This window comes from Terrabacter sp. 05T424 (genome assembly GCF_056396225.1).
Window position 1 is genome coordinate 97283 of record NZ_JBFTLB010000007.1, and the last position, 23398, is coordinate 120680.

Annotated in this window: 18 protein-coding genes; 11 read left to right on the forward strand and 7 right to left on the reverse strand. The window is 71.5% G+C overall.

The window, feature by feature from the left end; translation table 11 throughout:
* Window positions 1–102: 102 nt before the first annotated feature.
* From AC1DE0_RS15040 to AC1DE0_RS15050, 3 genes are all read right to left on the reverse strand, one after another.
* On the reverse strand, window positions 103–3414 hold the full coding sequence (locus AC1DE0_RS15040; RefSeq protein WP_478101934.1) for an Rne/Rng family ribonuclease: 3312 nt from the start codon (window positions 3412–3414) through the stop codon (window positions 103–105).
* A 209-nt stretch (window positions 3415–3623) separates the two neighbouring features.
* On the reverse strand, window positions 3624–4397 hold the full coding sequence (locus AC1DE0_RS15045; protein WP_478101936.1) for a TIGR03936 family radical SAM-associated protein: 774 nt from the start codon (window positions 4395–4397) through the stop codon (window positions 3624–3626).
* Between the two features lie 96 nt (window positions 4398–4493).
* A complete protein-coding gene (locus AC1DE0_RS15050; protein WP_478101938.1) occupies window positions 4494–5270 on the reverse strand; it encodes a lysophospholipid acyltransferase family protein in 777 nt (258 codons plus the stop codon).
* 85 nt (window positions 5271–5355) lie between these two features.
* Here AC1DE0_RS15050 and AC1DE0_RS15055 point away from each other — a divergent pair, with 85 nt between their 5' ends.
* From AC1DE0_RS15055 to AC1DE0_RS15095, 9 genes are all read left to right on the forward strand, one after another.
* The gene (locus AC1DE0_RS15055; protein WP_478101940.1) at window positions 5356–6660 is read left to right on the forward strand and encodes a DUF2207 family protein; all 1305 of its coding nucleotides are present in this window, start codon (window positions 5356–5358) and stop codon (window positions 6658–6660) included.
* Between the two features lie 106 nt (window positions 6661–6766).
* The gene (gene valS / locus AC1DE0_RS15060; protein ID WP_478101942.1) at window positions 6767–9439 is read left to right on the forward strand and encodes a valine--tRNA ligase; all 2673 of its coding nucleotides are present in this window, start codon (window positions 6767–6769) and stop codon (window positions 9437–9439) included.
* Window positions 9440–9532: 93 nt separating this feature from the next.
* Window positions 9533–10321: a DUF4129 domain-containing protein gene (locus tag AC1DE0_RS15065; RefSeq protein WP_478101944.1), complete on the forward strand. Its 789-nt coding sequence runs from the start codon at window positions 9533–9535 to the stop codon at window positions 10319–10321.
* A complete protein-coding gene (locus AC1DE0_RS15070; protein ID WP_478101946.1) occupies window positions 10318–10857 on the forward strand; it encodes a hypothetical protein in 540 nt (179 codons plus the stop codon). The genes AC1DE0_RS15065 and AC1DE0_RS15070 overlap by 4 nt, the downstream gene beginning before the upstream one ends.
* Before the next feature lie 2 nt (window positions 10858–10859).
* Window positions 10860–11849: an AAA family ATPase gene (locus AC1DE0_RS15075; RefSeq protein ID WP_478101948.1), complete on the forward strand. Its 990-nt coding sequence runs from the start codon at window positions 10860–10862 to the stop codon at window positions 11847–11849.
* 6 nt (window positions 11850–11855) lie between these two features.
* Window positions 11856–13298, forward strand: coding sequence for a DUF58 domain-containing protein (locus AC1DE0_RS15080; protein ID WP_478101950.1), 1443 nt, complete (start codon window positions 11856–11858; stop codon window positions 13296–13298).
* On the forward strand, window positions 13295–13861 hold the full coding sequence (locus AC1DE0_RS15085; RefSeq protein ID WP_478101952.1) for a hypothetical protein: 567 nt from the start codon (window positions 13295–13297) through the stop codon (window positions 13859–13861). Before AC1DE0_RS15080 ends, AC1DE0_RS15085 begins: the two co-directional genes overlap by 4 nt.
* A 107-nt stretch (window positions 13862–13968) precedes the next feature.
* Window positions 13969–14604, forward strand: a complete 636-nt coding sequence (locus tag AC1DE0_RS15090; RefSeq protein ID WP_478101954.1) for a TetR-like C-terminal domain-containing protein — start codon at window positions 13969–13971, stop codon at window positions 14602–14604.
* Window positions 14605–14782: 178 nt separating this feature from the next.
* Window positions 14783–16330, forward strand: a complete 1548-nt coding sequence (locus tag AC1DE0_RS15095; RefSeq protein ID WP_478101956.1) for a DHA2 family efflux MFS transporter permease subunit — start codon at window positions 14783–14785, stop codon at window positions 16328–16330.
* 120 nt (window positions 16331–16450) lie between these two features.
* On the opposite strand, the gene AC1DE0_RS15100 is transcribed toward AC1DE0_RS15095, so the two are convergent.
* Genes AC1DE0_RS15100 through AC1DE0_RS15110 form a run of 3 tightly spaced genes read right to left on the reverse strand, consistent with a single transcriptional unit; the run spans window position 16451 to window position 18745 of the window.
* Complete coding sequence (locus tag AC1DE0_RS15100) at window positions 16451–17089, reverse strand: hypothetical protein (protein ID WP_478101958.1); 639 nt, start codon at window positions 17087–17089, stop codon at window positions 16451–16453.
* Window positions 17090–17117: 28 nt separating this feature from the next.
* The gene (locus tag AC1DE0_RS15105) at window positions 17118–18287 is read right to left on the reverse strand and encodes a glycosyltransferase family 2 protein (protein WP_478101961.1); all 1170 of its coding nucleotides are present in this window, start codon (window positions 18285–18287) and stop codon (window positions 17118–17120) included.
* Between the two features lie 5 nt (window positions 18288–18292).
* A complete protein-coding gene (locus tag AC1DE0_RS15110) occupies window positions 18293–18745 on the reverse strand; it encodes a GtrA family protein (RefSeq protein WP_478101963.1) in 453 nt (150 codons plus the stop codon).
* Between the two features lie 40 nt (window positions 18746–18785).
* Between AC1DE0_RS15110 and rffA the strand changes: the two genes are divergently transcribed.
* Both rffA and AC1DE0_RS15120 read left to right on the forward strand, forming a co-directional pair.
* A complete protein-coding gene (gene rffA, locus AC1DE0_RS15115) occupies window positions 18786–19922 on the forward strand; it encodes a dTDP-4-amino-4,6-dideoxygalactose transaminase (RefSeq protein WP_478101965.1) in 1137 nt (378 codons plus the stop codon).
* Window positions 19919–20713: a GNAT family N-acetyltransferase gene (locus tag AC1DE0_RS15120; RefSeq protein WP_478101967.1), complete on the forward strand. Its 795-nt coding sequence runs from the start codon at window positions 19919–19921 to the stop codon at window positions 20711–20713. The genes rffA and AC1DE0_RS15120 overlap by 4 nt, the downstream gene beginning before the upstream one ends.
* A 41-nt stretch (window positions 20714–20754) precedes the next feature.
* Here the strand turns inward: AC1DE0_RS15120 and AC1DE0_RS15125 are convergent, their stop codons facing one another.
* Complete coding sequence (locus tag AC1DE0_RS15125; protein WP_478101969.1) at window positions 20755–23163, reverse strand: hypothetical protein; 2409 nt, start codon at window positions 23161–23163, stop codon at window positions 20755–20757.
* Between the last annotated feature and the right edge of the window lie 235 nt (window positions 23164–23398).

The following is a 23398-nucleotide window of genomic DNA, read 5'->3' on the forward strand; positions in this document are numbered from 1 at the left end:
GGATTCGGAACGCCGCTTTCGGCACCGGCCCGTCAACACGGGCCCGGTGGGCGCACCAAGGAACAAGATTACCGGCTGGGACGGCCCAGCTCCAAACCGAGGTCAGCCCTCGCCCGCGGACTCGGACCCACCGCTCGCGCGGGGCGGCCCGGCAGGTGCGACGACACGGCCCCGACGGCGACGGCCCCGCGGCGCCGGCGCCACCTCGACGACCGCCTCGACCGGCGCGGTGCCGTCGGACTCGACGGTGGCCACAACCTGCGGCTCGGCCTGCTCGATGAAGGCGTCACGGCCCGGGCCGGACGTCGCATCGGCGCCGGTCTCGTCGGTCACGTCCGACTCGAGCTCGACGTGTGAGCCGCCCTGAGTTGCCTGGTCGTCGGACGAACCCTGCTCGTGGGCGTCGTCACCGGACCACGGCCCCGAGTCATCGGGGAACGCGTGCGCGTGGCCGTCAGCGTGGGCATCGACCGAGCTCTGGGCGCTCACCTCGGCGATGGCCTCGGCGGCGGCCTCACCAGCGGGCTGGCCGGAAGCGCTCTTGAGCGCCGCCGCATGGGCCGCCGCTGCGATCTGTGCGGCGGTGGGCCCGCTCGGCTTGCCCTCCGCGGCGGAGGCCTGCTGGTCCTTGCCCTGGGTGTTGCCCTGCGAGGCTCCCTGCGAGGCACTCTGACCGCCGCCCTGGCTGCTCCCGGACGAGCTGCCGCCCTGGTTGGTGCCCTGGTTGGTGCCCTGGTTGCTGCCCTGGCCTCGCCCACGCCGGCGGCTGCTGCCCCCGTCACCCTGCGCGGGCTCGTGCGGGTGCGCCCCACGGTCGACAGGGTCGGTGTGGATGATGAAGCCGCGCCCGTTGCAGTGGTCGCACGTCTCGGAGAAGACCTCGATCAGGCCCGAGCCGACCCGCTTGCGCGTCATCTGGACCAGACCGAGCGAGGTGACTTCGGCGACCTGGTGCTTGGTGCGGTCGCGACCGAGGCACTCGAGCAGGCGCCGGACGACCAGCTCACGGTTGCTCTCGAGCACCATGTCGATGAAGTCGATGACGATGATGCCGCCGATGTCGCGCAGCCGGAGCTGACGCACGATCTCCTCGGCCGCCTCGATGTTGTTCTTGGTGACGGTCTCCTCGAGGTTGCCGCCGGATCCGACGAACTTGCCCGTGTTGACGTCGACGACCGTCATCGCCTCGGTGCGGTCGATGACGAGCGAGCCACCGCTGGGCAGCCAGACCTTGCGGTCCATCGCCTTGGAGAGCTGCTCGTCGACGCGGTGGTGCGTGAAGAGGTCCTCCTCCGAGGTCCACTTCGTGACGCGGTCGGCCAGGTCGGGCGCGACGGCGCTGATGTAGGGGTGGATCTCGTTCCACGCCTGGTCTCCGGCGACGACGAGCTGCTTGAAGTCCTCGTTGAAGACGTCGCGGATGACCCGGACCGTCAGGTCGGGCTCGCCGTGCAGCAGCATCGGGGCCTGGCCGCCGGTCGCGGAGCCCGAGCCGCCGTTCTTCTTCTTGCCCTTGCTCTTGCCGGCTCGGGGCGATGCCGCCCCTTCCGCCTTGGCCTGGATGTCCTCCCACGTACGCGTGAGGCGCTCGACGTCGGCGCGCAGCTCCTCCTCGCTCGCTCCCTCGGCAGCGGTGCGCACGATCACGCCGGCCGAGTCCGGGACGACCTCGCGGAGGATCTTCTTCAGGCGGGCCCGCTCGGTGTCGGGCAGCTTGCGGCTGATGCCGGTCATCGAACTGTTGGGCACGTAGACGAGGTAGCGGCCGGGCAGCGAGATCTGCGACGTCAGGCGGGCACCCTTGTGGCCGATCGGGTCCTTCGTCACCTGCACGAGCACGGTCTGGCCCGAGCCCAGCGCGTTCTCGATGCGCTTGGGCTGGTTGGCCTCGAGGCCGGCGGCATCCCAGTTGACCTCGCCGGCGTAGAGCACGGCGTTGCGGCCCTTGCCGATGTCGACGAAGGCGGCCTCCATCGACGGCAGCACGTTCTGCACGCGGCCGAGGTAGATGTTGCCGGCCATCGACACGTTGGTGGCCTGGTCGATGTAGTGCTCCACGAGGACGCCGTCCTCGAGCACACCCATCTGCGTGCGGCCGTCCTTGTTACGCACGACCATGACGCGGTCAACGGCCTCCCGGCGGGCGAGGAACTCGGCCTCGGTGATGACCGTGCGCCGGCGTCCGGCCTCACGACCCTCACGGCGTCGCTGCTTCTTGGCCTCGAGACGGGTCGAGCCCTTGACGGCCACCGGCTCGTCGCTCTGGGTGCGCGGCTGGCGGACGCGGGTCGAGACGTTGGGGGTGTCGTCGCCCGAGTCGGTCGAGGAGCCCGCGCGACGGCGACGACGGCGTCGTCTGCTCGAGCCACCCTCGTCGTCTGCGTCGCCCTCGGCCTCGCCGGAGGCGTCGTCGGACGCCTCGGAGTCGGCGTCGTCGTGGTCGGCGGCAGGGCGACGCGAGCCGCCCTCCTCGTCACCCTCGTCGGAGGACTGGTCCTGCGACTCGTCCTCGTCGGAGGCGCGGCCGCGCCTGCCCTTGCCACCGCGGCGGCGGCGCGAGCGGCGGGGCGTGCCCTCGTCGTCGGTCTGATCGTCCGACGCGGCCTGGTCGTCCTCGGTGTCTTCGGGCTCCGGCACCTCGTCGGCGGGCACCACCGCCTGCTCGGGCGCGGTGGCAGCGCGCCGGCGACGGGTCGGGGTCGCCGTGCTGGCGTCGGGTGCCTGGAAGAGCACGCTGAAGCTGGGGACGGCGGTCGGCCGCTCGTCCGAGGCGTCGGAGTCCGAGCCCTCGGCACCGGTCTCTCCGAACGTCTCGTCGGTGCCCTCCTCGAGCGCCTCGACGTCGATGAGGTCGTCGAGTGCGCTCGGGTCGAGCTGCGCCTCGACGGGCACCGCTGCCGACACGTCGTCGGACCGGGTKCGCGAGGTGTCGGCGGTCTCGACCTCGGCCACGAGCTCCTCCAGGGCCGCTGCAGCCCTGTCGGCCTTGTCGGCCTTGGCGCGTGAGCTGCGACGCGTCGTCGTCTTCGCGGCCGGAGCGGTCTCCTCGACGTCAGCAGCCTTCTTGCGCGTCGCCCGCTTGCGGRCCGGACGCTTGGCAGCCGGTGCGTCGTCGGTCGCGACGTCCGTGCCCCCTGCGCCAGCGGCCTCCGCGCCGTCAGCCTGCACGCCGTCAGCCTGCACGTCGGCGGGCTCCGTGGCGGGCTCAATGGTCGGCTCGGGGGACGTCTCGGCGCCCGGCTCGGTGGCCGGGTCGGGCTGGGCCGTGGCCTTCTTCGTGGTGCGGCGCGTGGCCCTGCGGCGGGGCGCCTTCTCGGCGGCGGGGGCCTCGGCGGCGAACAGCGTCGCGTCGCCGGAGCTGCCGTCGTTGCTCTCGCCGGTGGTGTCGCCGTGGATGTTGTCGTTGGGTGCCATCAGGCAGTCTCCCGTCAGGTGCGGTGTGACCCACACGCGGCCGGGGCCGTCAACACCGCACGAGTGCGGTTGCAGTCGTCGCGCCGCGTGTGCGGCGGGACGGAAGTCGTCTCGCTACACCCGAAAACGGTTCGCGCTGGGCGCGGCCCCGTGATCGAATGCCGTCGGCGTTCTTGTCGGCAACCGCTTCGTCGTCATGACCTGGTGGGTCATTCCAGCGGGTCGGTCACCCTCACGTTTGCGGTGTCGAGCGGTCCCTGCGCCAGACGCGTCACCAATGGCGGACGCGGAGGCTGCAGGTCGGCGGTCTCACGCAGCGCGGTCAGAATGTCGTCGGGGCGTACAGCAGGTGTGGTGTGCCGTACGACCATGCGCAGTATCGCACAGTCGGCGCCCGCAACGTGAGTCGCCACGACGTCGGCGAGCGCGTCCGCCGAGGTCAGCACGCGTGCTGACACGATGGATCCCCGCACGTCGAAGGTGCGCGGGCCCGACTTCGTCAGGCGTGTCACCTCGGCCGTGTCGCGAGCCAGGAGTGCACTGACGGCCGACTCGAGGACCTCGGTCGACAGGCCGGCGAACTCGAGCACCCAGTCGCTCGCCTCGAGCCGGTCGGCGAGCGCCCCGGGCGTCGCCTCGACGACCTGGAGGATGTCGATCCCCTCGGGCAGGGCCTCGTCGAGGGCCTCACGGACGGACTCGACGTCGACGCGCTGGGTCACCGAGATCTCGAAGTACTCGGCCTCGCTCGCCGTGCCCGTGGCCGCCGCGTTCGCGTAGCTGATCTTGGGGTGGGGGTGGAAGCCGGCGGAGAAAGCCATCGGCACGTCGGCGCGGCGAAGGGCCCGCTCGAGCGCTCGCTGGAAGTCTCTGCTCGAGGTGAACCGGAGGCGCCCCCGCTTCGTGTAGCGGATCCGGAGCTTCTGGACCGCGGCGTCCGGGGCCGGACCCTCGGGGACGCGCTGACGTGCCTGACGAGCCATGCCCGGAAGGCTACCCGCGCCCGTGCGGTGCTCCGTCCAGCCCGCGGCCAGACCTTCTGGCGCCCGGAGCAGCCCGCCCCGCGCAGTCCGAGGGCGTCAGGAGTCTGACGAGAAGCCGCGTCGCTCGGCGGCCCGACGCTGCCGCTCGGCCGACTCGGCCTCGTCGAGCCGGCTCGCCTCGGCGAGGGTCGGGGCCGTGCCGCCCATGCTCGCCGGGAGGTACTTGAGATCCGGACCTGTGAGCGGCTCGTAGGCCGCCCGCGCGATGTCGAGCATGTGGGCCATCACGGCCTTGTAGCGGGCGGTCACCTCCTCGGGGTCGGCGTTGGCAGCGACCGGGATCGGCTCGGCGACGGACATGATGATCGGCACGTTGGTGCGTCCGAGGCGCTTCGGGTGGCCCTTGGTCCAGACCCGCTGCGAGCCCCAGATGACGACGGGCAGGATGGGCACGCCGGCCTCGGCGGCCATCCGGGCGGCGCCGGTCTTGAACTCCTTGAGCTCGAACGACCGCGAGATGGTGGCCTCCGGGAAGACGCCCACGATCTCGCCGGCCCGAAGCGCGTCGACCGCGGCGGCATACGAGGCAGCCCCTGCCGTGCGGTCGACGGGGATGTGCTTCATGCCCCGCATCAGCGGCCCGCTGACGGCGTGCGAGAACACGCCGTCCTTGGCCATGAACCGCACCAGTCGGCCGGACTTCTGCGCGGCCAGTCCCGCGTAGGCGAAGTCGAAGTAGCCAGTGTGGTTGACGACCATGACGGCGCCACCGGTGCGCGGCACGTTGTCGTCGCCGAGGATGGTGAACTTCAGCCCCTGCATCGCGAAGACCCCGCGGGCGACGCCGATGACGGACGAGTAGACGGGCTCCATGAGGGACACTCTGCCCTGCGCGGCTACGCTTCGGCACGCTGATGGCCCGCACGCCTCGTGGCGCGGGCTGACGACAGGGGACGACGTGAGCAGCATCACCGGGCAGGTCATGGCGTATGCCGCCGTCCCCGCCCTCGTGGACCGTGACACCGTCGTGGGCGCCTCGCTCCTGGGACTCGTCCCGCTCGCGCTCGCCGGTCTCGTCGTCCTCGTCAAGTGGTGGCGCGGACGCGACGAGGTGTTCGACGCCGTCACGCCCGGCCTCGTGCCGGACGACCCCCAGCACGCTCCGCGACACCGGGCGCGCGGCGGCGAGTGGTCGGGCACCGTGGCGCCGGCCTTCGCTCCCCCGCGCGACGTGCGGCCGGGCGTCGTCGGCACCGTCATCGACGGCGTCGCGCACGCGCATGACGTGAGCGCGACACTGGTCGACCTCGCCGTACGCGGGTGGTTCCGGATCGTCGAGGTCGGCGCCGAGGGCCCTGTGTCCCACGATGCGACCGAACGGGCGGGCGACACCGGTCGAGGCACGCCCCGCGACTGGGAGCTGCGCCGGGCCGACACCGCGCCGGACGAGACGCCGAGCGACTTCGAGCAGCTGCTCCTCGACCGTCTCTTCGACGGACGCGACAGCGTGCGCCTCTCCAGCCTCCGGGGCACCTTCGCGATGACGATGCGCGAGGCCCAGATCGGGCTGTACCGCGAGGTCGTCGACCGCGGCTGGTACGCCCGGCACCCACGCGCCCGCAACGGGCGCACCCGGGCGATCGGCCTCTTCGTGCTGGTCCCCCTGACGCTCCTCGCAGCCGGGGTCGTGGTCACCGACCTGGCGGACGCACACGACTGGTCGCTCACACCGCTGCTCGTGGGGCTCGTGCTCGCCCTCGTGGTCCTCGCCCGCTGGGGCGGCTCCCGCACACCTCGAACGGCCGAGGGCAGCGCGCTGCGCATCCAGGCGCTCGGATTCCGCGAGTACCTCGCGACCGCAGAGGCTGACCGGCTCCGGTTCGAGGAGAAGCGCGCCCTGCTGAGCGGCTACCTGCCGTATGCCGTCGCGTTCGGACTCACCGGCCACTTCGCTGCGCTGCTGCGCGAGCTGGCGAAGGACAGCCACTGGACCGACTACGTCGACGGGCTCGACTGGTACGACCTCGGCGTCGGAGATGGCGACGTCTCGCTCGGCGACGCGCTGTCCGACCTCGGCGACGCGACCGGCGACCTGGGCGACCTCGTGGACGTCGGTGACGTCTTCGACGGCGTCGACGGGTTCACCGACTCGACCGACTCCCTCTTCTCGTTCGACGGCCTGGCCGGCTGCGGCGACGGGTTCGACGGGTTCAACGGCTGCGACGGGTGCGACGGGTGCGACCTGCCGGGCTGCGACTTCTGACCGGCGCCGGCCGCACCGGTCGCGTTTCGGGCGCGCACCCGGCCGGACGGCATACGCCCTGAAAGCCGGTCGAGGGCACCCGTTCGCCCATGGAAGGATTGGGCGCATGACTGACGCACCTGACACCACTGACTCGCGGATCCCCGAGCGGCCCACGCTCGACGGCCTCGAGGAGAAGTGGATGCAGGTATGGGCGCAGGAGGGCACATACTCCTTCGACCGCGAGAAGGCCCTGGCGGCGCCGCGCGAGCAGGTCTTCGCCATCGACACGCCCCCGCCGACGGCGAGCGGGTCGCTGCACGTCGGACACGTGTTCTCCTACACGCACACCGACTGCATGGCTCGCTACAAGCGCATGCAGGGCTTCGAGGTCTTCTACCCTATCGGCTGGGACGACAACGGGCTGCCGACCGAGCGCCGCGTGCAGAACTACTACGGCGTGCGCGGCGACGCGACGCTGGCGTACGTCGACGGCTACGAACCGCCGTTCAGCGAGGGCGTCGACGCCAAGGGCAAGGCGATCAAGGCCGCCGACCAGCAGGCCATCAGCCGCAAGAACTTCATCGAGCTGTGCGACATCCTCACCGTCAAGGACGAGGTGACGTTCGAATCGCTCTTCCGCCGGCTCGGCTTCTCGCTCGACTGGGACATCACCTACCGCACCATCGACGAGCGCTCCCGCGCCGTGGCGCAGCAGGCCTTCCTGCGCAACCTCGAGCGCGGCGAGGCCTATCAGAGCGAGGCCCCCGGCCTGTGGGACGTCACGTTCCAGACGGCCGTGGCGCAGGCCGAGCTCGAGGCCCGCGACTACCCCGGCGCCTACCACCGGGTCGCCTTCCACCGCACGGGCGACGCCGGCGAGGCCATCCACATCGAGACGACCCGTCCCGAGCTCATCCCCTCGGTCGTGGCGCTCATCGCCCATCCCGACGACGAGCGCTACCAGCCGCTGTTCGGCACGACCGTGACGTCGCCGCTCTTCGGCGTCGAGGTGCCCGTGGTGGCCCACCGGGCCGCCGAGATGGACAAGGGCGCCGGCATCGCCATGTGCTGCACGTTCGGCGACCTCACCGACGTGATGTGGTGGCGCGAGCTCCAGCTGCCGATCCGCTCGATCATCACGCGCAACGGACGCCTGCAGGCCGAGACGCCCGAGTGGATCGCCGGGGGCCCCGGCGAGGCGCTCTACGCCGAGTCGCTCGCCACGAAGACGACCTTCAGCGCCCGCGAGGCGGTCGTGGCGGCGCTGCGCGAGTCCGGCGACCTCGACGGCGAGCCGCAGAAGACCCAGCGCAAGGCGAACTTCTACGAGAAGGGCGACAAGCCGCTCGAGATCGTCACGTCGCGCCAGTGGTACATCCGCAACGGTGGCCGTGAGGAGTCGCTGCGCAGCAAGCTCGTCGGCATGGGCGACGCCGTCGACTTCCACCCCGCCTTCATGCGGTCGCGCTACAAGAACTGGGTCGAGGGCCTCAACGGCGACTGGCTGATCTCACGCCAGCGCTTCTTCGGGGTGCCCTTCCCCGTCTGGTACCCCGTGACGGCCGAGGGTGAGACCGACTACGACCACCCCCTCGTCGCGCCCGAGGCCGCCCTTCCCGTCGACCCGCAGGTCGACGCGCCCCTCGGCTACGACGAGTCGCAGCGCGGCGTGCCCGGCGGCTTCGTCGCCGACCCCGACATCATGGACACGTGGGCCACGTCGTCGCTGACGCCCCAGATCGCGGCCGGGTGGCCCGTGCGCGAGGGGGCGCCCGACGGCGATCGCCTCGGCTCGGACGAGCCCTTGTTCGCGTCGATCTTCCCCTACGACATGCGTCCTCAGGGCCACGACATCATCCGCACCTGGCTCTTCGCGACGGTGACCCGGTCCTTCTTCGAGCACGGCGTCGCGCCGTGGCGCCACGCCGCCATCAGCGGCTGGATCCTCGACCCCGACCGCAAGAAGATGAGCAAGTCCAAGGGCAACGCCGAGACGCCGGAGGACGTCGTCAAGGCCAACGGCGCCGACGCCGTCCGCTACTGGGCTGCCTCCGGCCGCCTCGGCACCGACGCCGCCTACGACACCGGTCAGATGAAGGTCGGCCGACGGCTCGCGATCAAGGTTCTCAACGCGAGCAAGTTCGCCCTCGGCTTCGGTGACGTCTCGGGCGACCTGCGTGCCGCCGTCACGAATCCCCTTGACCTGTCGATGCTCTCGGCCCTCGCCGAGGTCGTCGACAAGGCCACGCAGGGCTTCGAGGGCTGGGACTACACCCGCTCGCTCGAAGTCACCGAGACATTCTTCTGGACCTTCTGCGACGACTACCTCGAGCTCGTCAAGGACCGTGCCTACGGTGGTCAGGGCGACGAGGCGGCGGCGAGCGCCCGGGCCGCCCTCCGTCTCGCGCTCGAGACGCTGCTGCGCCTGCTCGCGCCGTTCATCCCGTACGCCACCGAGGAGGTCTGGTCGTGGTTCGGCGATGGCTCGGTGCACCGCCAGACCTGGCCGACCCGTGACGAGCTGCCCTCCGGAGGCGACGCTGCGGTGCTGCCCGCGGTCGGGGCGGCGCTGGCGGGTGTCCGCAAGGTCAAGTCCGAGGCCAAGGTGGGCATGCGAGCGGAGGTGCGCACGATGACCCTCGTCGCTCCCGCGGTCTCCGTGGAGCGCATCCGGGCGGCGGAGGCCGACCTGCGGGCGAGCGGCCGCATCAGTGAGCTCGCGTACGCCGAGGGTGAGGCCGTCGAGGTGCGTGACGCCGAGCTCGTCCCCGTCGAGAAGCCGCCGGCTCAGGCCTGAGCCACGGGTCGTTGCCGTCCCGACCTTTCGGGACGGCAACGATCCGTGCCCAATCGGGGGTCTGCGTGCCCCCTCTGCAATATGGTTTCGCGCATGCCGAGACGGGGGGTGCAGCTGGCCATCACCGGTGGTGTCGTCGTCATGGCCGCCCTCGTCGTGGCGTCCACCGGTCGACCGGTGCCGCTGCTCGTGCGGCCCTCGGCCGCGCTTCCCACGATCCCGCCGGGGCCCACCGCCACGACGTCGCGCGCGACAGAGACCGCGCCGTCGCTGACCATCACCCCGACCGGGGCGCCCTTCGAACCCTCGCCGATCCTCGTCGCCTTCGTGCAGATCCTGATCGTCGGCGCCGCGCTGGTGCTGCTGCTCGCTCTCGCGCGGCTGCTCGTTGCCGTCGTGCGCAAGCCCCACCTCACCGTCCACGAGGAACCGACCTTCACCGTCCCGCTCGTTCCGGCCGAGCTGCTCGAGGCAGCGCGCCGCCGGCTGCACGACCTCGACTCGGGAGAACCCCGCAACGCCATCGTCGCGGCCTGGCTCGACCTCGAGGGGTCGGCGGCAGCGACGGGTCTGCCCCGGCTGCCTGCCGAGACCTCGACGGAGTACACCGAGAGGGTCATCACCGTGTGGGCCGTCGACCGCGAGTGCCTCGCCGACCTGGCAGCCCTCTACCGCGAGGCACGCTTCTCGGTGCACCCCCTGGGTGAGGAGCACCGCGCGCGGGCGATCGGCGACCTTCGCGTGCTCATCGCAGACCTCGAGCGCGTGGCCGACGAGCAGGCCGGCGCCGACGTGGCTGCGCACGCCGCTGGCCGGCCCGCGCACGCCGATGGCCGGGGCGGCGCAGGCGTGGTCGGTCGACGAGACCCGGGGTCGCCATGAGCGTCCAGCCGTCGCGCGTCGAGGCGCTGCGGATCGCCCTGCGACCGTGGAGGCGCCGACTCGTCGGCCTCGGCGTGGCCTGGGCGGGCATCGCGCTGATGACGGCCGCTCTCGGCCTCCAGCCCGACGTGCCGGGCCTTCTCGCGGTGCTGCTCGCCATCGCGCTCCTCGTCTGGCACGTCCTCGACCACACCGCGCCGCAGCACCTCACCGTCTGGCCCCTCGTCGACAGCGAGCTCGGCAACCTGGGCCGCGGAAACGACTTCCGGGTGGCCAACCTCGCCGGCCGGCTCGAAGCCGCGGACACGAGGGGCGAGGGCCGCGAGTCATTGGTCCACGACCTGCACCTGCAGCTGCAGGTGCTCATCCGGGAGCGGCTCTTCGCCAAGCACGGCATCCTCGCCGAGGAGGAGCCCAAGTGGGCTCAGGGAGTCACCCCGCCCGACCTCTGGGACCTCCTCGTCGGGCTGCCGCCGCCCGACCTCTACCGTCCGCAGCGACTCGACCCCATCCTCCGACGAATCGAGCAATGGTGACCATGACCGACATGCCCCTCTCCCGCGTCAGCGAGCGCAGCCGCGCGGTCCTCGACGAGGTCGGCCGGGCCGTCGTCGGCAAGGACGAGGCGCTGCGGCTCGTGCTCTCCGGCGTCCTCGCCGGCGGCCACGTGCTCATGGAGGACTTCCCGGGCCTCGGCAAAACGCTGGCCGCCCGCAGCTTCGCGCAGACGCTGGGGCTCGAGTTCAAGCGGGCACAGTTCACACCCGACCTGTTGCCGGGTGACATCACGGGGTCGTTCATCTACGACCAGCGGGTGGGCGACTTCGAGTTCCGAGCCGGTCCCCTCTTCGCCGGGCTGCTGCTCGCCGACGAGATCAACCGCACGCCGCCCAAGACGCAGGCAGCCCTGCTCGAGGCGATGCAGGAGAAGCAGGTCACCGTCGAGGGGCGGACCTTCCAGCTGCCCCGGCCCTTCCACGTGCTCGCGACCGCCAACCCCGTCGAGTACGAGGGCACCTATCCTCTGCCCGAGGCCCAGCTCGACCGCTTCCTGATGCGCATCTCGTTCGGCTACCCCTCTCTCGACGAGGAGTGGCAGATCCTCTCGAACCGCATGGCGCGCCAGCAGGAGGAGCAGCAGCTGCAGGCCGTCGTCGACGCGGAGACGCTGCTGCAGATGCAGGCCGCGATCGAGGCCACCGTCGTCGACGAGTCGATCGGCCGCTACTGCGTCGCCCTCACCGCCGCCACGCGCAGCCACGGAGACGTCCTCATGGGCGCGTCGCCGCGTGGTGCCCTCGGCCTGCTGCTCTGCTCCCGGGCGTATGCCGTCGTCGACGGACGCGACTACGTGACCCCCGAGGACGTCAAGGCGGTGGCGGTGCCCGTGCTGGCCCACCGCATCACCGTCAAGCCCGAGCTCTGGATGAGCAACGCCTCCGGCACGGGAGTCGTCGAGAGCCTGCTGCGCACCGTCACCACGCCGTCGGCGCGTGAGGCCGTCGTCCCGCGTCCCACGGCAGGCTGACGACCTGTGCCCACCTGGCGACCGCACCGCACCGCCTCTCGCCCTCTCGGCGTCTGGGAGTCGACCGCTGCGCACCAGCGGGCGATCGTCCTCGGCGCCGCGGGTGCGGTCACCGCCGTGGTGGGCCGTCGCCCCGACCTGCTGGTGATCGTGACGCCCCTGGTCGTGGCCGCAGTGTGGGGACACCTCACCCGGCCACGCACCGAGGTGACGGGCACGGCACGGCTCGGCGACACGACGCTGCGCGAGGGCTCGGTGACCGGCCTCTACGTGCACACCACCCCGGTGCTGCCCGACGTGCACGGCGTCGTGACCGTGGCGCGCGTGCGCTGGGTGGAGCGCAAGCCGTCCAGCGGCATCGCCGAGCTCGACGACGGCTCGGCGACCATCGGGCTGCGCTCCACCCGGTGGGGGCGCCGCCGCATCGGGACCGTCAGCATCGCCCTCGTCAGCTCCTGGGGAGCGTTCCGGGTCGGGCCCGTCGACCTGCCCGACCTCGACTCGGCCACGCTTCCGGTACCGGCCTCGTTCGACGCGAGCGCGCCGACACCCCATCCCCGAGGGATCGTCGGGCTCAACCGCTCGAACCGTCCCGGGTCGGGGTCCGAGTTCAACACGATCCGCCGGTTCCACCCCGGCGACCGGCTGCGCCGCATCCACTGGCCGGTCTCGATGCGCACCGGCAACCTGCACGTCACCTCGACCTTCACCGACGAGGACGCTCACGTCTTCCTGCTCGTCGACTGCTTCAGCGACCTCGGGCCCCGCGAGGGCATCGACGGGCGACCGACGAGCCTCGACGTCACCGTCCGGGCCGCCGGCGCCATCAGCGAGCACTTCCTCCGCAGCAACGACCGGCTCACGCTGAGGACCGTCGGGGCGGTTGAGGTGCCCACACTCGGCGTCGGCTCGGGCACCAACCACCTGCGGCGCGTCCTCGACACCCTCGCGGCGATCGCCCCCGCGACCGAACGCCGCGACACCGGTGAGCACGCCATCCGCGGGGTCGACCCGATGGCGCTGTGCCTCGTGCTGTCCCCGCTCGTCGAGCCGACCATGGTCAAGCTCGCCCACACGCTCGCCGCCCGGGGCATGACCGTCGTCGTCGTCGACACCTTCCCCGGCCACCTGGTCAACGACCCGAAGAGCGTCTACCCGGCGCTCGCGTGGCGGATCCGGCTCCTCGGTCGTGAGGCGGACGTGCACAACCTCCGGCAGCGCGGGGTCCCGGTCGTGCCGTGGCACGGGCCCGGTTCCCTCGACAACGTGCTGCGCGACATCGCGCGCCGCGCCTCGGCGCCGCGCCTGGCGAGGCGGTTACCGTGCTCCCCCAACCACACGACCGCCCCGACGACCCCGTGCACCCCGGCCACCCGAGCGACCCTGCGGACGCCGTCGGACCCGCTGAACCCGCCGCTCCCGGCACCGCCGTCCGGACGGCTGCCGTGACCGGGCCTGTCGCACACCACCCGGTGCGCCGCACCGTGCACTTCGGCGCCGGACCCGAGTGGTCGCTCAGCCAGCTCGGCGCGACCGCAGCGGCCATGGGCGGCGTGCTGGTCTACCTGGCGAGCCTGTCCCTGGCCGCCGGCGGGTTCGACCCCGTGTGGTGGTCGCTGGTCCTGCTGCCCCTGGTCACGATGGTGTGGACGGGGTCTGCTGCACCGCTCTTCTACTGGGGGCTGCTGCTCTTCGGGTGGTTCACCCTGACCGCCGCCGGCAGCTTCTCGTGGTGGTCGCTCCCGGCCGCAGCCGGGTGCGTCATCGGCCATGCTGCCACGGCGTTGTCCGCGTCGTCCCCGCCGGCAGGCTCGTTCACGGCCCGCACGGCACGCCGCTGGGTGCGGCACACCGCCGGCGCCCTGCTGGCCGCGCTGCCGGTGGTGCTCCTCGCCGGGCTGCTGTCCGGGCGGTCGATCCCGCTCACGCCGGCGGCATACGTCATCGGGCTGCTTGGCGTGTCGGTCGGGGTGTGGTTGGTGCGCACGAACCCTCCGACCGAGCGCGAATGACGGCGTCGGTCGGCGGCTGACCGGCGTCGTTTGCAGTTTGCCGATTCGCGTTCTACTCTTTGGATGAAACGAAACAGTTTCGTTTCATCGAGTCGAGAGGGGGCCGGATGAGCACGAGCCCAAGCACCGCGGGCACGCAGCCCGCCAGCCGTCCACGCGTCGCCGGTGACCGCGAGGTCGAGATCCTCGAGTCGGCCATCGACGTGCTGCGCGACCGCGGCTACGACCGTCTCACCTTCGATGCCGTGGCCGCGGCAGCGCGGGCGTCCAAGGCGACGCTCTACCGGCGCTGGCCGCACAAGCGCGACCTCGTCATCGACGCGGTGGGTCTGTTCATCGACTGTCCCGCCGAGCAGGACCCCGACACCGGCTCGCTGCGCGGCGACCTGCTCGCGCAGGCGTGCGCCGACGGCGGGCTCGACGACGAGGTCGTCATCGGCACCTGGAGCGCCCTGCTCCCGGTCATCCACCGCGAGCCCGAGCTGGCCTGCGGCATCCACGAGCGGTTCCTGGCCCCGAAGATCGCGGCCACCCGCACCATCTTCGAGAACGCCCGACAGCGAGGCGAGGTGGGCGCCGACGCCGACCTCGACACCCTGCTGATGATCCTGCCGTCCCTGTCGATCCACGAGGCGCTGCTCTCGGGCAGGCGGCCAGGACCCGAGCGCATCGCCGAGTTCGTCGACACCGTCGTGCTCCCGGCGTGCGCCGCCACGTTGACACCCGCACCGGCCGACGGCTGACGCGGAGACCGCACCACCGCACCACCAGCCGCACCGCACCGCACCACCGACTCAACGCGGGCCCTGACCCGGCCCCGACGCCATCGCGCCCGTCAACGCTGCCGCGCGCCGATCACGCACGCGCTCACCGCGCACACCGTTCCGCACGCCTCGACGCGCGCTCCCGAGAGGAAAACCCATGTCTTCGACCACGGCCGTGGAGGTGCAGGAGCCCACCGGCGACTTCACCTCCCACGACAGCCCACCCAAGCGGCTCGGCCTGGCGCTGTTCGTCATCTGCGCCGCCCAGCTCATGATCGTGCTCGACGGCACGATCGTGAACATCGCCCTCCCCCACATCGAGACCGACCTCGGCTTCAGCCAGGCCAACCTCCAGTGGGTCATCACCATCTACACGCTCGCCTTCGGTGGCGTGCTGCTGCTCGGCGGACGCCTCGGCGACCTCTACGGCCGCCGCCGAATGTTCGTCTGGGGCGTCGCGCTCTTCACGCTCGCCTCGCTCGTGGCCGGCGTCGCCCAGAACGAGGCGATGATGCTCGGCGCCCGCGCCCTGCAGGGCCTCGGTGGCGCCCTCGCGGCCCCGAACGCGCTGGCACTGATCACGACGACCTTTCCCGCCGGCAAGGAGCGCAACCGAGCGATGGGCGTCTTCGCCGCCATGTCGGGCGCCGGCGCCGCGATCGGCCTCATCCTCGGTGGCGCGCTCACCGAGGTCGACTGGCGCTGGAACTTCTTCATCAACCTGCCGATCGGCATCGTCGTCGCCTTCTTCGCGCAGCGCATCCTCACCGAGTCCGAGGACGGGCGTGGCTCGCTCGACGTACCGGGCGCGATCACCTCGATCGTGGGCCTGTCGGCCCTCGTCTACGGCCTGACGCACGCGGCGAGCACCTCATGGGGCGACACGACCACCGTCACCTACCTCGCGATCGGCGTCGCCCTCCTCGTGGCCTTCGTCGTCATCGAGACCCGCGTCGCGCACCCCCTGCTGCCGATGCGCATCCCCGGTGACCGCACCCGCGGCACGTCCTACTTCGTCATGCTCGTCGTCGGCGCCGGCATGTTCGCGATGTTCTACTTCCTCGGCATCTACATCCAGACGATCCTCGGCTACTCCCCGCTCAAGACGGGCCTCGCGTTCCTCCCCTTCTCGGTCGGCATCGTCGTGGCCGCGCAGGTCGCGTCGTTCCTCATCGCCAAGGTCGACCCGCGCTGGATCTCTGGTGCGGGCGCGGGCTTCGCGGCGCTCGGCATGTGGGGCTTCACCCACCTGACGCCGCAGAGCACGTACGCCGCGAACCTCCTGCCGTGGATCGTCGTCCTCGCCTTCGGCCTGGGCCTGATCTTCGTGCCGCTCACGCTGACGGCCGTGCACGGGGTCGCCCACGAGGACTCATCGGTGGCCTCGGCCGTGCTCAACACGATGCAGCAGGTCGGCGGCACGCTCGGCCTCGCGACGCTGAGCACGATCTTCGTCAACAACATGGGCGACAAGGTCGCCGAGCTGACCGCGAAGATGCCGCAGGGTGGTCCGGCTCCCTCCAAGGAGGCGGTGGCCGCGGCCCAGAAGATGATCGCCGACGAGGCGTTCAGCTATGGCGCCAGCCGCGCCTACCTCGTCGCGGCCATCATGATCGCCGTCGCCGGCGTCATCACCCTCGTCGCGCTCAACGTGCGGCACAAGGAGCTCGCGAGCGACGGAGCCGCCCCCGCCCACATGGGCTGAGCGCCCAACCGTCGAGAGGCCGGAGTTTGCGGCCCCGTTGCAGTCGAGAGGCCACTGTCCGTCACGGACAGTGKCCTCTCGACGTGCGCGAGGCCGCGAAGAATGGCCTTTCGACGGTTTCTAGGTGCTCGGGTCGGCCCAGACGGCGGCCCAGGGGTAGTCCCAACCGCCGATCTGGAGGCGACGCTCGACGAAGGCGTGCTGCGGCAGGTCGACCACCCGCCCGGCCGACGGCTCGTAGACGTCGAGCTCCTGCTCACCCGTCGGGGGCATGACGAGCACGACGTGACGCGGGCTCCACGCGTTGCCGACGTAGAGCAGGGCCGGACGGCCGCTGCGCACGCGAGCGCGCAGGTCGGCATACGTATGCTCGAGGCCCACGCGACCTCGCTGGCGGAACCAGCTCACGTCGTAGTCCGCGTCGGGCTCGGATGCGCCGAACTCGAGCTCGCCCCGCGCACCCCAGGGTGGGGTGCCGAGCGCTCGCGGCCACGGCAGCTGGAGGCGCCGGCCCGCACCGACCAGTGCGTTGGTGCGGGCTGCGACGACCTGCTCGTAGGCGGCGAACCGCTGCACCTCGGTGCCGGCGTCGGGAACGTCTCCCTCGCGCGCATCCTTGCGTGTGCCGTCACGGATCCACGCGGCGAAGGCCGGGTTCACGAGCATCCGGGCGACGGTCAGCGACGCCGAGCCGCAGGTCGTCTGCGTCTGCTGGACCGGCGCGTGATCCCCTGCGACGAGCCGGAACGGGGCGGCCACGGTCAGACTCCGCTCTGCCGGCCGCCGGTCAGGCGGGACTCGGCGGCCACTTCGACGACACCGGCTCGGGGGACGCCTCGACAGGACCGCGATCGCTGGGTGCCTCGGGGGCCTCGAGTGCCTCCGGGGTATCGGCGGCCTCTGGGGAGTTTCGCTCCGAGGCGCCGTACTTGCCGCGCAAGGCTGCTGCGATGTCGTCCGGGTGCTTCTCCTCGACGACGGCAGCGAGCCGGGTGCCGGGGAGGCCTGCGCGAGGACCGTCGTCGCCGCCGTCGACGCGAACCAGGAAGGTCGGCCGCTGCATCGACCGGAAGTGGAGTCGGCCGATGTACTCCCCGAGGATGCCGATCGACAGCATCATGGCGCCGCTCAGGATGGCGAGCATGGACGCGAGCGTGGTGAACCCGGCAACCGCGATGTCCCCGGAGATGAAGCGCACGAGGACGACGAGCAGCAGCACGAACCCCAGCGCCGAGCAGGCGAACCCCAGCCACGTCACCAGCTTCAGCGGCACCGTGCCGTAGCCGGTCACCATGTTCATCGCGTGCCGCGCCAGCGAGGCGAACGTGTAGGAGGAGGAGCCGATGGTGCGCTGGTCCATGCTGATCTGCACCCTGCGGATGGAGTTGGTGGTCCAGCTGAGGAGCACGTCGACGGAGGCGAACGGGTCGGCCACGTGGGCGAAGCCGTCGCGCAGGTCAGTGCGGAACGCCCGGAAGGCGCTCACGTCCCTGGCGCTGGGAACGTCGGCGGCGGCCAGGGCCGCCTTGACCATCCGGGAGGCCAGCGAGCGGAAGAAGCCGTGCTCCTCCTCGTCGGGCACGCCGTAGACGAGGTCGACCAGCGGGTCCGACAGCGGTGCGATCAACGCGCCCAGCTCCTCGGGACGATGCTGGAGGTCGTCGTCCATCGTGACGGTGAACTCGTACTGCGCACGGGCCAGTCCCGCCAGCAACGCGTTGTGCTGGCCGTAGTTGCGGCGAAGGAGCACGGCACGCACCGTTGCCGGGAACTCGAGCTCGAGGCTGCGTGCCACCGCGTAGGTGTCGTCCGGTGACCCGTCGACCACGAGGATGATCTCGTACAGCTCCGCGACGCGCGGCAGCTCCTTCTGCAGACGTCTGACGAGCTCGGGGAGCGTCAGGCGCGACCGGTAGCACGGGATGATCACGGAGAGGTTCACGGGTGAGTCGTCCACGATGCTCACCGCCTCGGCGCCACGTCGTCGGACCGCTGGGTGCCCGACGGTTCGACGCGCGTGCGGAAGGAGAAGAAGCGGTGTCCGAGGTACGAGGCGACCGCGATCACCACGATGGCCAGCACCTGAGCCACGAGCGGCTTCATCCCGAACACCTCGACGAGGAAGGGGGTGGCGACGACGCCGGCGATCGCACCCGACGACCACACCGAGAGGAAGCGGACGAAGTCGCGCTTCACGGTGCCCTGGGACTCGAACACGAGGGTGCGGTAGGCGGGGAACGCCGCAGCAATGGTGACGACCTGGGCCGCGAGGATGGCGATCATGTAGTGCCAGCCGGCCAGCAGGCCGAGGGACACGAGAAGGAGGTAGCCGGCAGAGGTGGTTCCAGCCACGAGGAGATAACGGACCTCGTGGTGGGACCAGAGCGTGCGGGCTCGCTCCGAGATACGGGACACCCGCACAGGTTAGCCAAGCACCGTATGGGAGGCTAACCGGATGGATCGGATCATGTTCTCCGAGCCGTTTCACGCAGGAAACGAGCTCGCGTACGTCGAAGCGGCACTCAAGTCCACCGTCTGGCACGGTGACGGGCCCTTCACCGACCGAGCCACCCGCTGGCTCGTCGAGCGCACCGGGACCAAGCACGCCCTGCTCACGACCTCCTGCACACACGCTCTCGAGCTGGCCAGCCTCCTGCTCGAGCTCGAGCCCGGCGACGAGGTCATCTGCCCCTCCTTCACGTTCTCGTCCACTGCTACCGCCATCGCGGTACGCGGGGCGGTCCCCGTCTTCGTGGACGTCGACGAGCAGACCCTGAACATCGACCCCAGCTGCGTCGAGGCCGCCGTCACCGATCGCACCAAGGCCATCTACATCGTCCACTACGGCGGCATCGCCTGCGACCTGCCGGCCCTGCAGGCGATCGCCGACAGGCACGGCCTGTCGATCGTCGAGGACAACGCCCACTCGCTCGGCGCGTACTACCGCGGCCAGCACCTCGGCACGTTCGGGACCTTCGGGACGCAGAGCTGGCACGACACCAAGAACGTCACGAGCGGCGAGGGAGGCGCCCTGCTGATCAACGACGACCGCTACGCGGAGCGCGCGGAGATCATCCGCGAGAAGGGCACCAACCGCTCGCGCTTCCTGCGTGGCCAGGTGGACAAGTACACCTGGGTCGACCAGGGCTCCTCGTACCTGCCCAGCGACTTGCTGGCGGCCCTGCTGGTGGCGCAGCTCGAGCGGTTCGACGACATCCAGGAGCGGCGCCACGCGGTCTGGAGCAACTACCACGAGAACCTTCGCGGCTGGGCCTCCGACGGCGGCGTGCAGCTCATGACGATTCCCGACGGCTGCGAGCACCCCGCGCACCTGTACTTCGTGACGATGCCCTCCCACGAGCACCAGCTCGGGCTGATCGAGCACCTCAAGGAGCGCGACATCGTCGCCACGTTCCACTACCAGCCGCTCGACTCCTCCGTCGCGGGGGTGCGCCTCGGTCGCACCCCCGCACCGTGCACGGTCACGGCGGACCGTGCGCTGCGCATCGTGCGCCTCCCGCTGCACGCGGGCATGTCGGCGGCGGACACGGAGCGAGTGGTCACGGCCGTGAACGAGTACCGCACCCGATGAGCTGGGACGCACTCCAGGGTGCGACCGTCACCCGGGCGGGCAGCGCCGTCGAGAGCGACCGGTTCGGCCTCACGATCGGTCGGGTGGTGGTCGGTGACCAGTGCCCGGAGCCGCAGGCTTCGCAGGCCCTCGGCACGGTGCTGGAGCAGTCTCCTGAAGAGCTGCTCGTCGTCCGGTGGCCCACCCGGCTGGTGGCCCTCGGAGCGGTTGCGGCCGCCAGCTCACGAGCCATCATCCCTGCCGACGTGCTCATGTACTGGGAGGTGCCGGTGAGCGACCTCCAGCCCGAGCCGGCGGCGCTGGCGCGCGACGACCTCCGCGTCGACGTCCCCTCCGAGGCCGACGACGCGAGCCGTGCCGCCCTCGAGTCCGTCGTGCGCGACTCGTTCACCGGCTACGGCAACCACTACACGGCCAACCCTCGCCTCGACCGCGGCCTCGCCCTCACCGGCTACCTCGACTGGGCGCGACGCGCGCTCGACGAGAACCCGCGCGACGTCGTGCTCCTGCAGCACCGCGACGAGCCGATCGGCGTGGCCACCCTCACCACGGGCGCAGACGGGCAGGATCTCGAGATCCTGCTGGCTGGGCTGACGGGGTCCACCCAGGGGCAGGGGTGGTACCGCCACCTGCTCGCGGGAGTCGGCGACCAGGCTCGCGCTCGCGGGTGCTCACGGGTGATCATCTCGACCCAGGCCCACAACATTCGTGTGCAGCGAGCATGGGCCAGGTCCGGCTTCCGGCCCTTCGGCGCTGTCACCACCGTCCACGCGATGCGCCGGCCGGACTGAGCAGACACGGCCGGGTGCCCCGCGGTCACGGCCTTGCCCTGTCAGCGCAGGCGGAAGATCTTGACCGTGCCCGACTCGTGCACCAGGTCCGCCTGCTCGCTCAGCCGTGGTGAGACGGTGCCGGCCTTCGTGTCGGCGAAGAGCCACCGCACTCCCTTGCCCTTGAGCGCGGCCAGGGTCTCAGCGGTGGGCGCGCGGAACGCCCCCTCGTTGAGCGCGAGCAGCTTGGGGTTCTCGAACGGCTGCTGGGAGTACGGACGGCCGCCCACGCCATGACGCTCATGCGCCGATGCGGTGTAGGCCCAGCTCTCCACCAGCGACCGCCTCTGGGTGAGGGCGCTGACCCAGAAGGCCCGCGAGTCGCAGTGTGCGACCGTCTTGCCGGCCCGGCAGTGGACGTTCGTGGCGACGACGTCGTCCGGTTCGGAGTTCGCCTCCAGCCACTGGGCGGCGCTGGCCTCGGCCATCGAGACGCGCAAGACGCTCTTGATGGGCGCGGCCTCCATGGCGGTGTGGAACAGGCCGGCCACCTGCACGACGAGTGCGACGGTGGCGAGACCCAGGAGCACGTTCGCCGTCACCGTCGCGGCGCGGCGCGAGGCCTGCCCTCGCCGCGGCACCCAGAACTGCGAGCCGACGGCCGCCGCGGCCAGCACGAGCCCGGCCACCACGAAGGTCGTCTCCGTCCCGGTCGGCAGGGGGCCACCCACGCCCGGCATGGCACGCGGGACCAAAGCGGCAGTCACCGCCAGCCAACCGACTGCGAGGAACGCCAGCGACCCGCTCGACCCGCTCGACCCTTGGCCGGACCTCCGGCCCACCACGACGGCAACCAGGGGCACGCAGGCGACGACGGCGGGCACGACCAGCCCCCGCACGAGCGAGCCGTTGAGGCCCGCCGCCGTGGGGGTCGGCCCGCTCAACGTGCGCCAGACGAGGAGGAGGGCCGGTGCAGTGCCGGCACCGACCAGCGACCACCGTAACGCCGCGCTGCGTCCGGCACTGGAGGCGGCCGAGTCCCAGGCGAGGGACAGACCCCACCCGGCGAGCGGGTAGAGAGCCACCACCGCGCCGGACATGAAGTACACCTGAGACAGTCCGTCCTGGCTCAGCAGCATCATCGCCGCGAAGCCCCCGAGCCCGACTCCCAGAAGCAGCCAGCCACTGAGGTCACGCCCCTTGAGCGCCTTGAGACCGGGGACCACCCAGGCATAGCCGAGGGCCCAGGTGACCAGCACGAGGGCGAGCAGCTTCGGAGCACCTTGGGCGCCCAGCCCCGGGAGCACGGACGCCTTCGAGAAGGGTGAATTCGTGCCCGTCAGGATCACCCACGGCTGGGTGGCCCGCACGGTGGAGAAGAGCTGGACGATGACTCCGGCGCTCGAGCCGCCGGTGAGCAGCGCCGTGAGCACCACCAGCACCAGGGAAAGGCCCAGCACGGCGAGCAACCGGGGCACCAGCGCCCGGTGCGTCACCAGCGCGACGAGCAGAGCGAGCGCCACGCCGCAGACGAGCACGGGAACCACGGAGCTCTTCGCACCGGAGGCACCGGCGAGGGCCAGCACGAGCAGCACCCATCGCCCGGGAGCCACGCGGCGGTCGCGGAGCACGCGGATGAATGAGTCCAGCGCGAGCCCGATGATCGGGATCGAGAACACCTGCGACGGGCTGTGCAGGCCGAACGGGGCGAAGCCAGGCAGCGTCAGCCACGTCGGGAACAGCGCCGCCTGGGAGCCCAGCAGCAGCGCGGCCACGGCGCCGGGCCAGGTGCGGCGCGCCAGCTGCTCGGTGACGGCGAACACGACCCCGACCGCGAGCGCGATGACGGGCGCCATCCACAGGCGCAGGAAGACGACGGGGAGGTCGAGGCCGGTGGTCCACGTCATCGCGGCGATGTGGGCGTTGCTGAACCAGTGGTAGAAGAACGGGCTGCCGGCGAGCTGCGGGATGTCCGGCGGGACGCTCCGCATGAGCTCGGCGCTGAGGGCCAGGTGCCAGAGGTCGTCCGGGTACCAGATGTTCGAGGCCGGCGGCAGGTTCGTGGTGCTGAAGAGACCGACCGCGAGCGCGAACACGGGCAGCAGGTAGGCCACCAGCGTCAGCCAGGCCGCCACGGGGTTGACGGTCCGCCGGTAGGGAGCGAAGGTCCAGTGCCGGCGCAGTCTCGGGGCCACCGCGAAGGGGATCACGACGGCGAGCGGCCAGAGGACGAGCCAGCCGGCGACGTGCGCGCCGGTGAAGGCCACCCACGCGACGAGCTGCAGCACGAGTCCCGTGGCGCCTCCGAGGGCCAGGTCGGACACGGCGGATGCCGGACGGCCGCAGAGCGCCCTGTGCACGAGCACCCCGGGCACCATCACGGACCAGGCGAACGCCACGAGGTAGAGCGCCACGGAGCCCAGCGGGACACCCGCCGAGACGGTGAACCAGACGGTGGCAGCGAGGGCCACCAAGCCCGGGCCGAGCCTCGACCACCTCACGGAGGAGGGAGGCTCGATGTCGTCCCTGGCGCGCAGACGCGCGACGTGGCTGTGCGCCAACCCGACTCCTTCAGTCTCGTGCTGCCCCGGTGACAGCCCCGAACGCGCGCGCTCCCCCGGGCCGAGTCGTGCTCAGCCAGGCTGGTCTCGAGCGCAACCGCCCACCTGAGCGCTCGATGGCTCGGGCGCCTCAGACGAGCCGAAC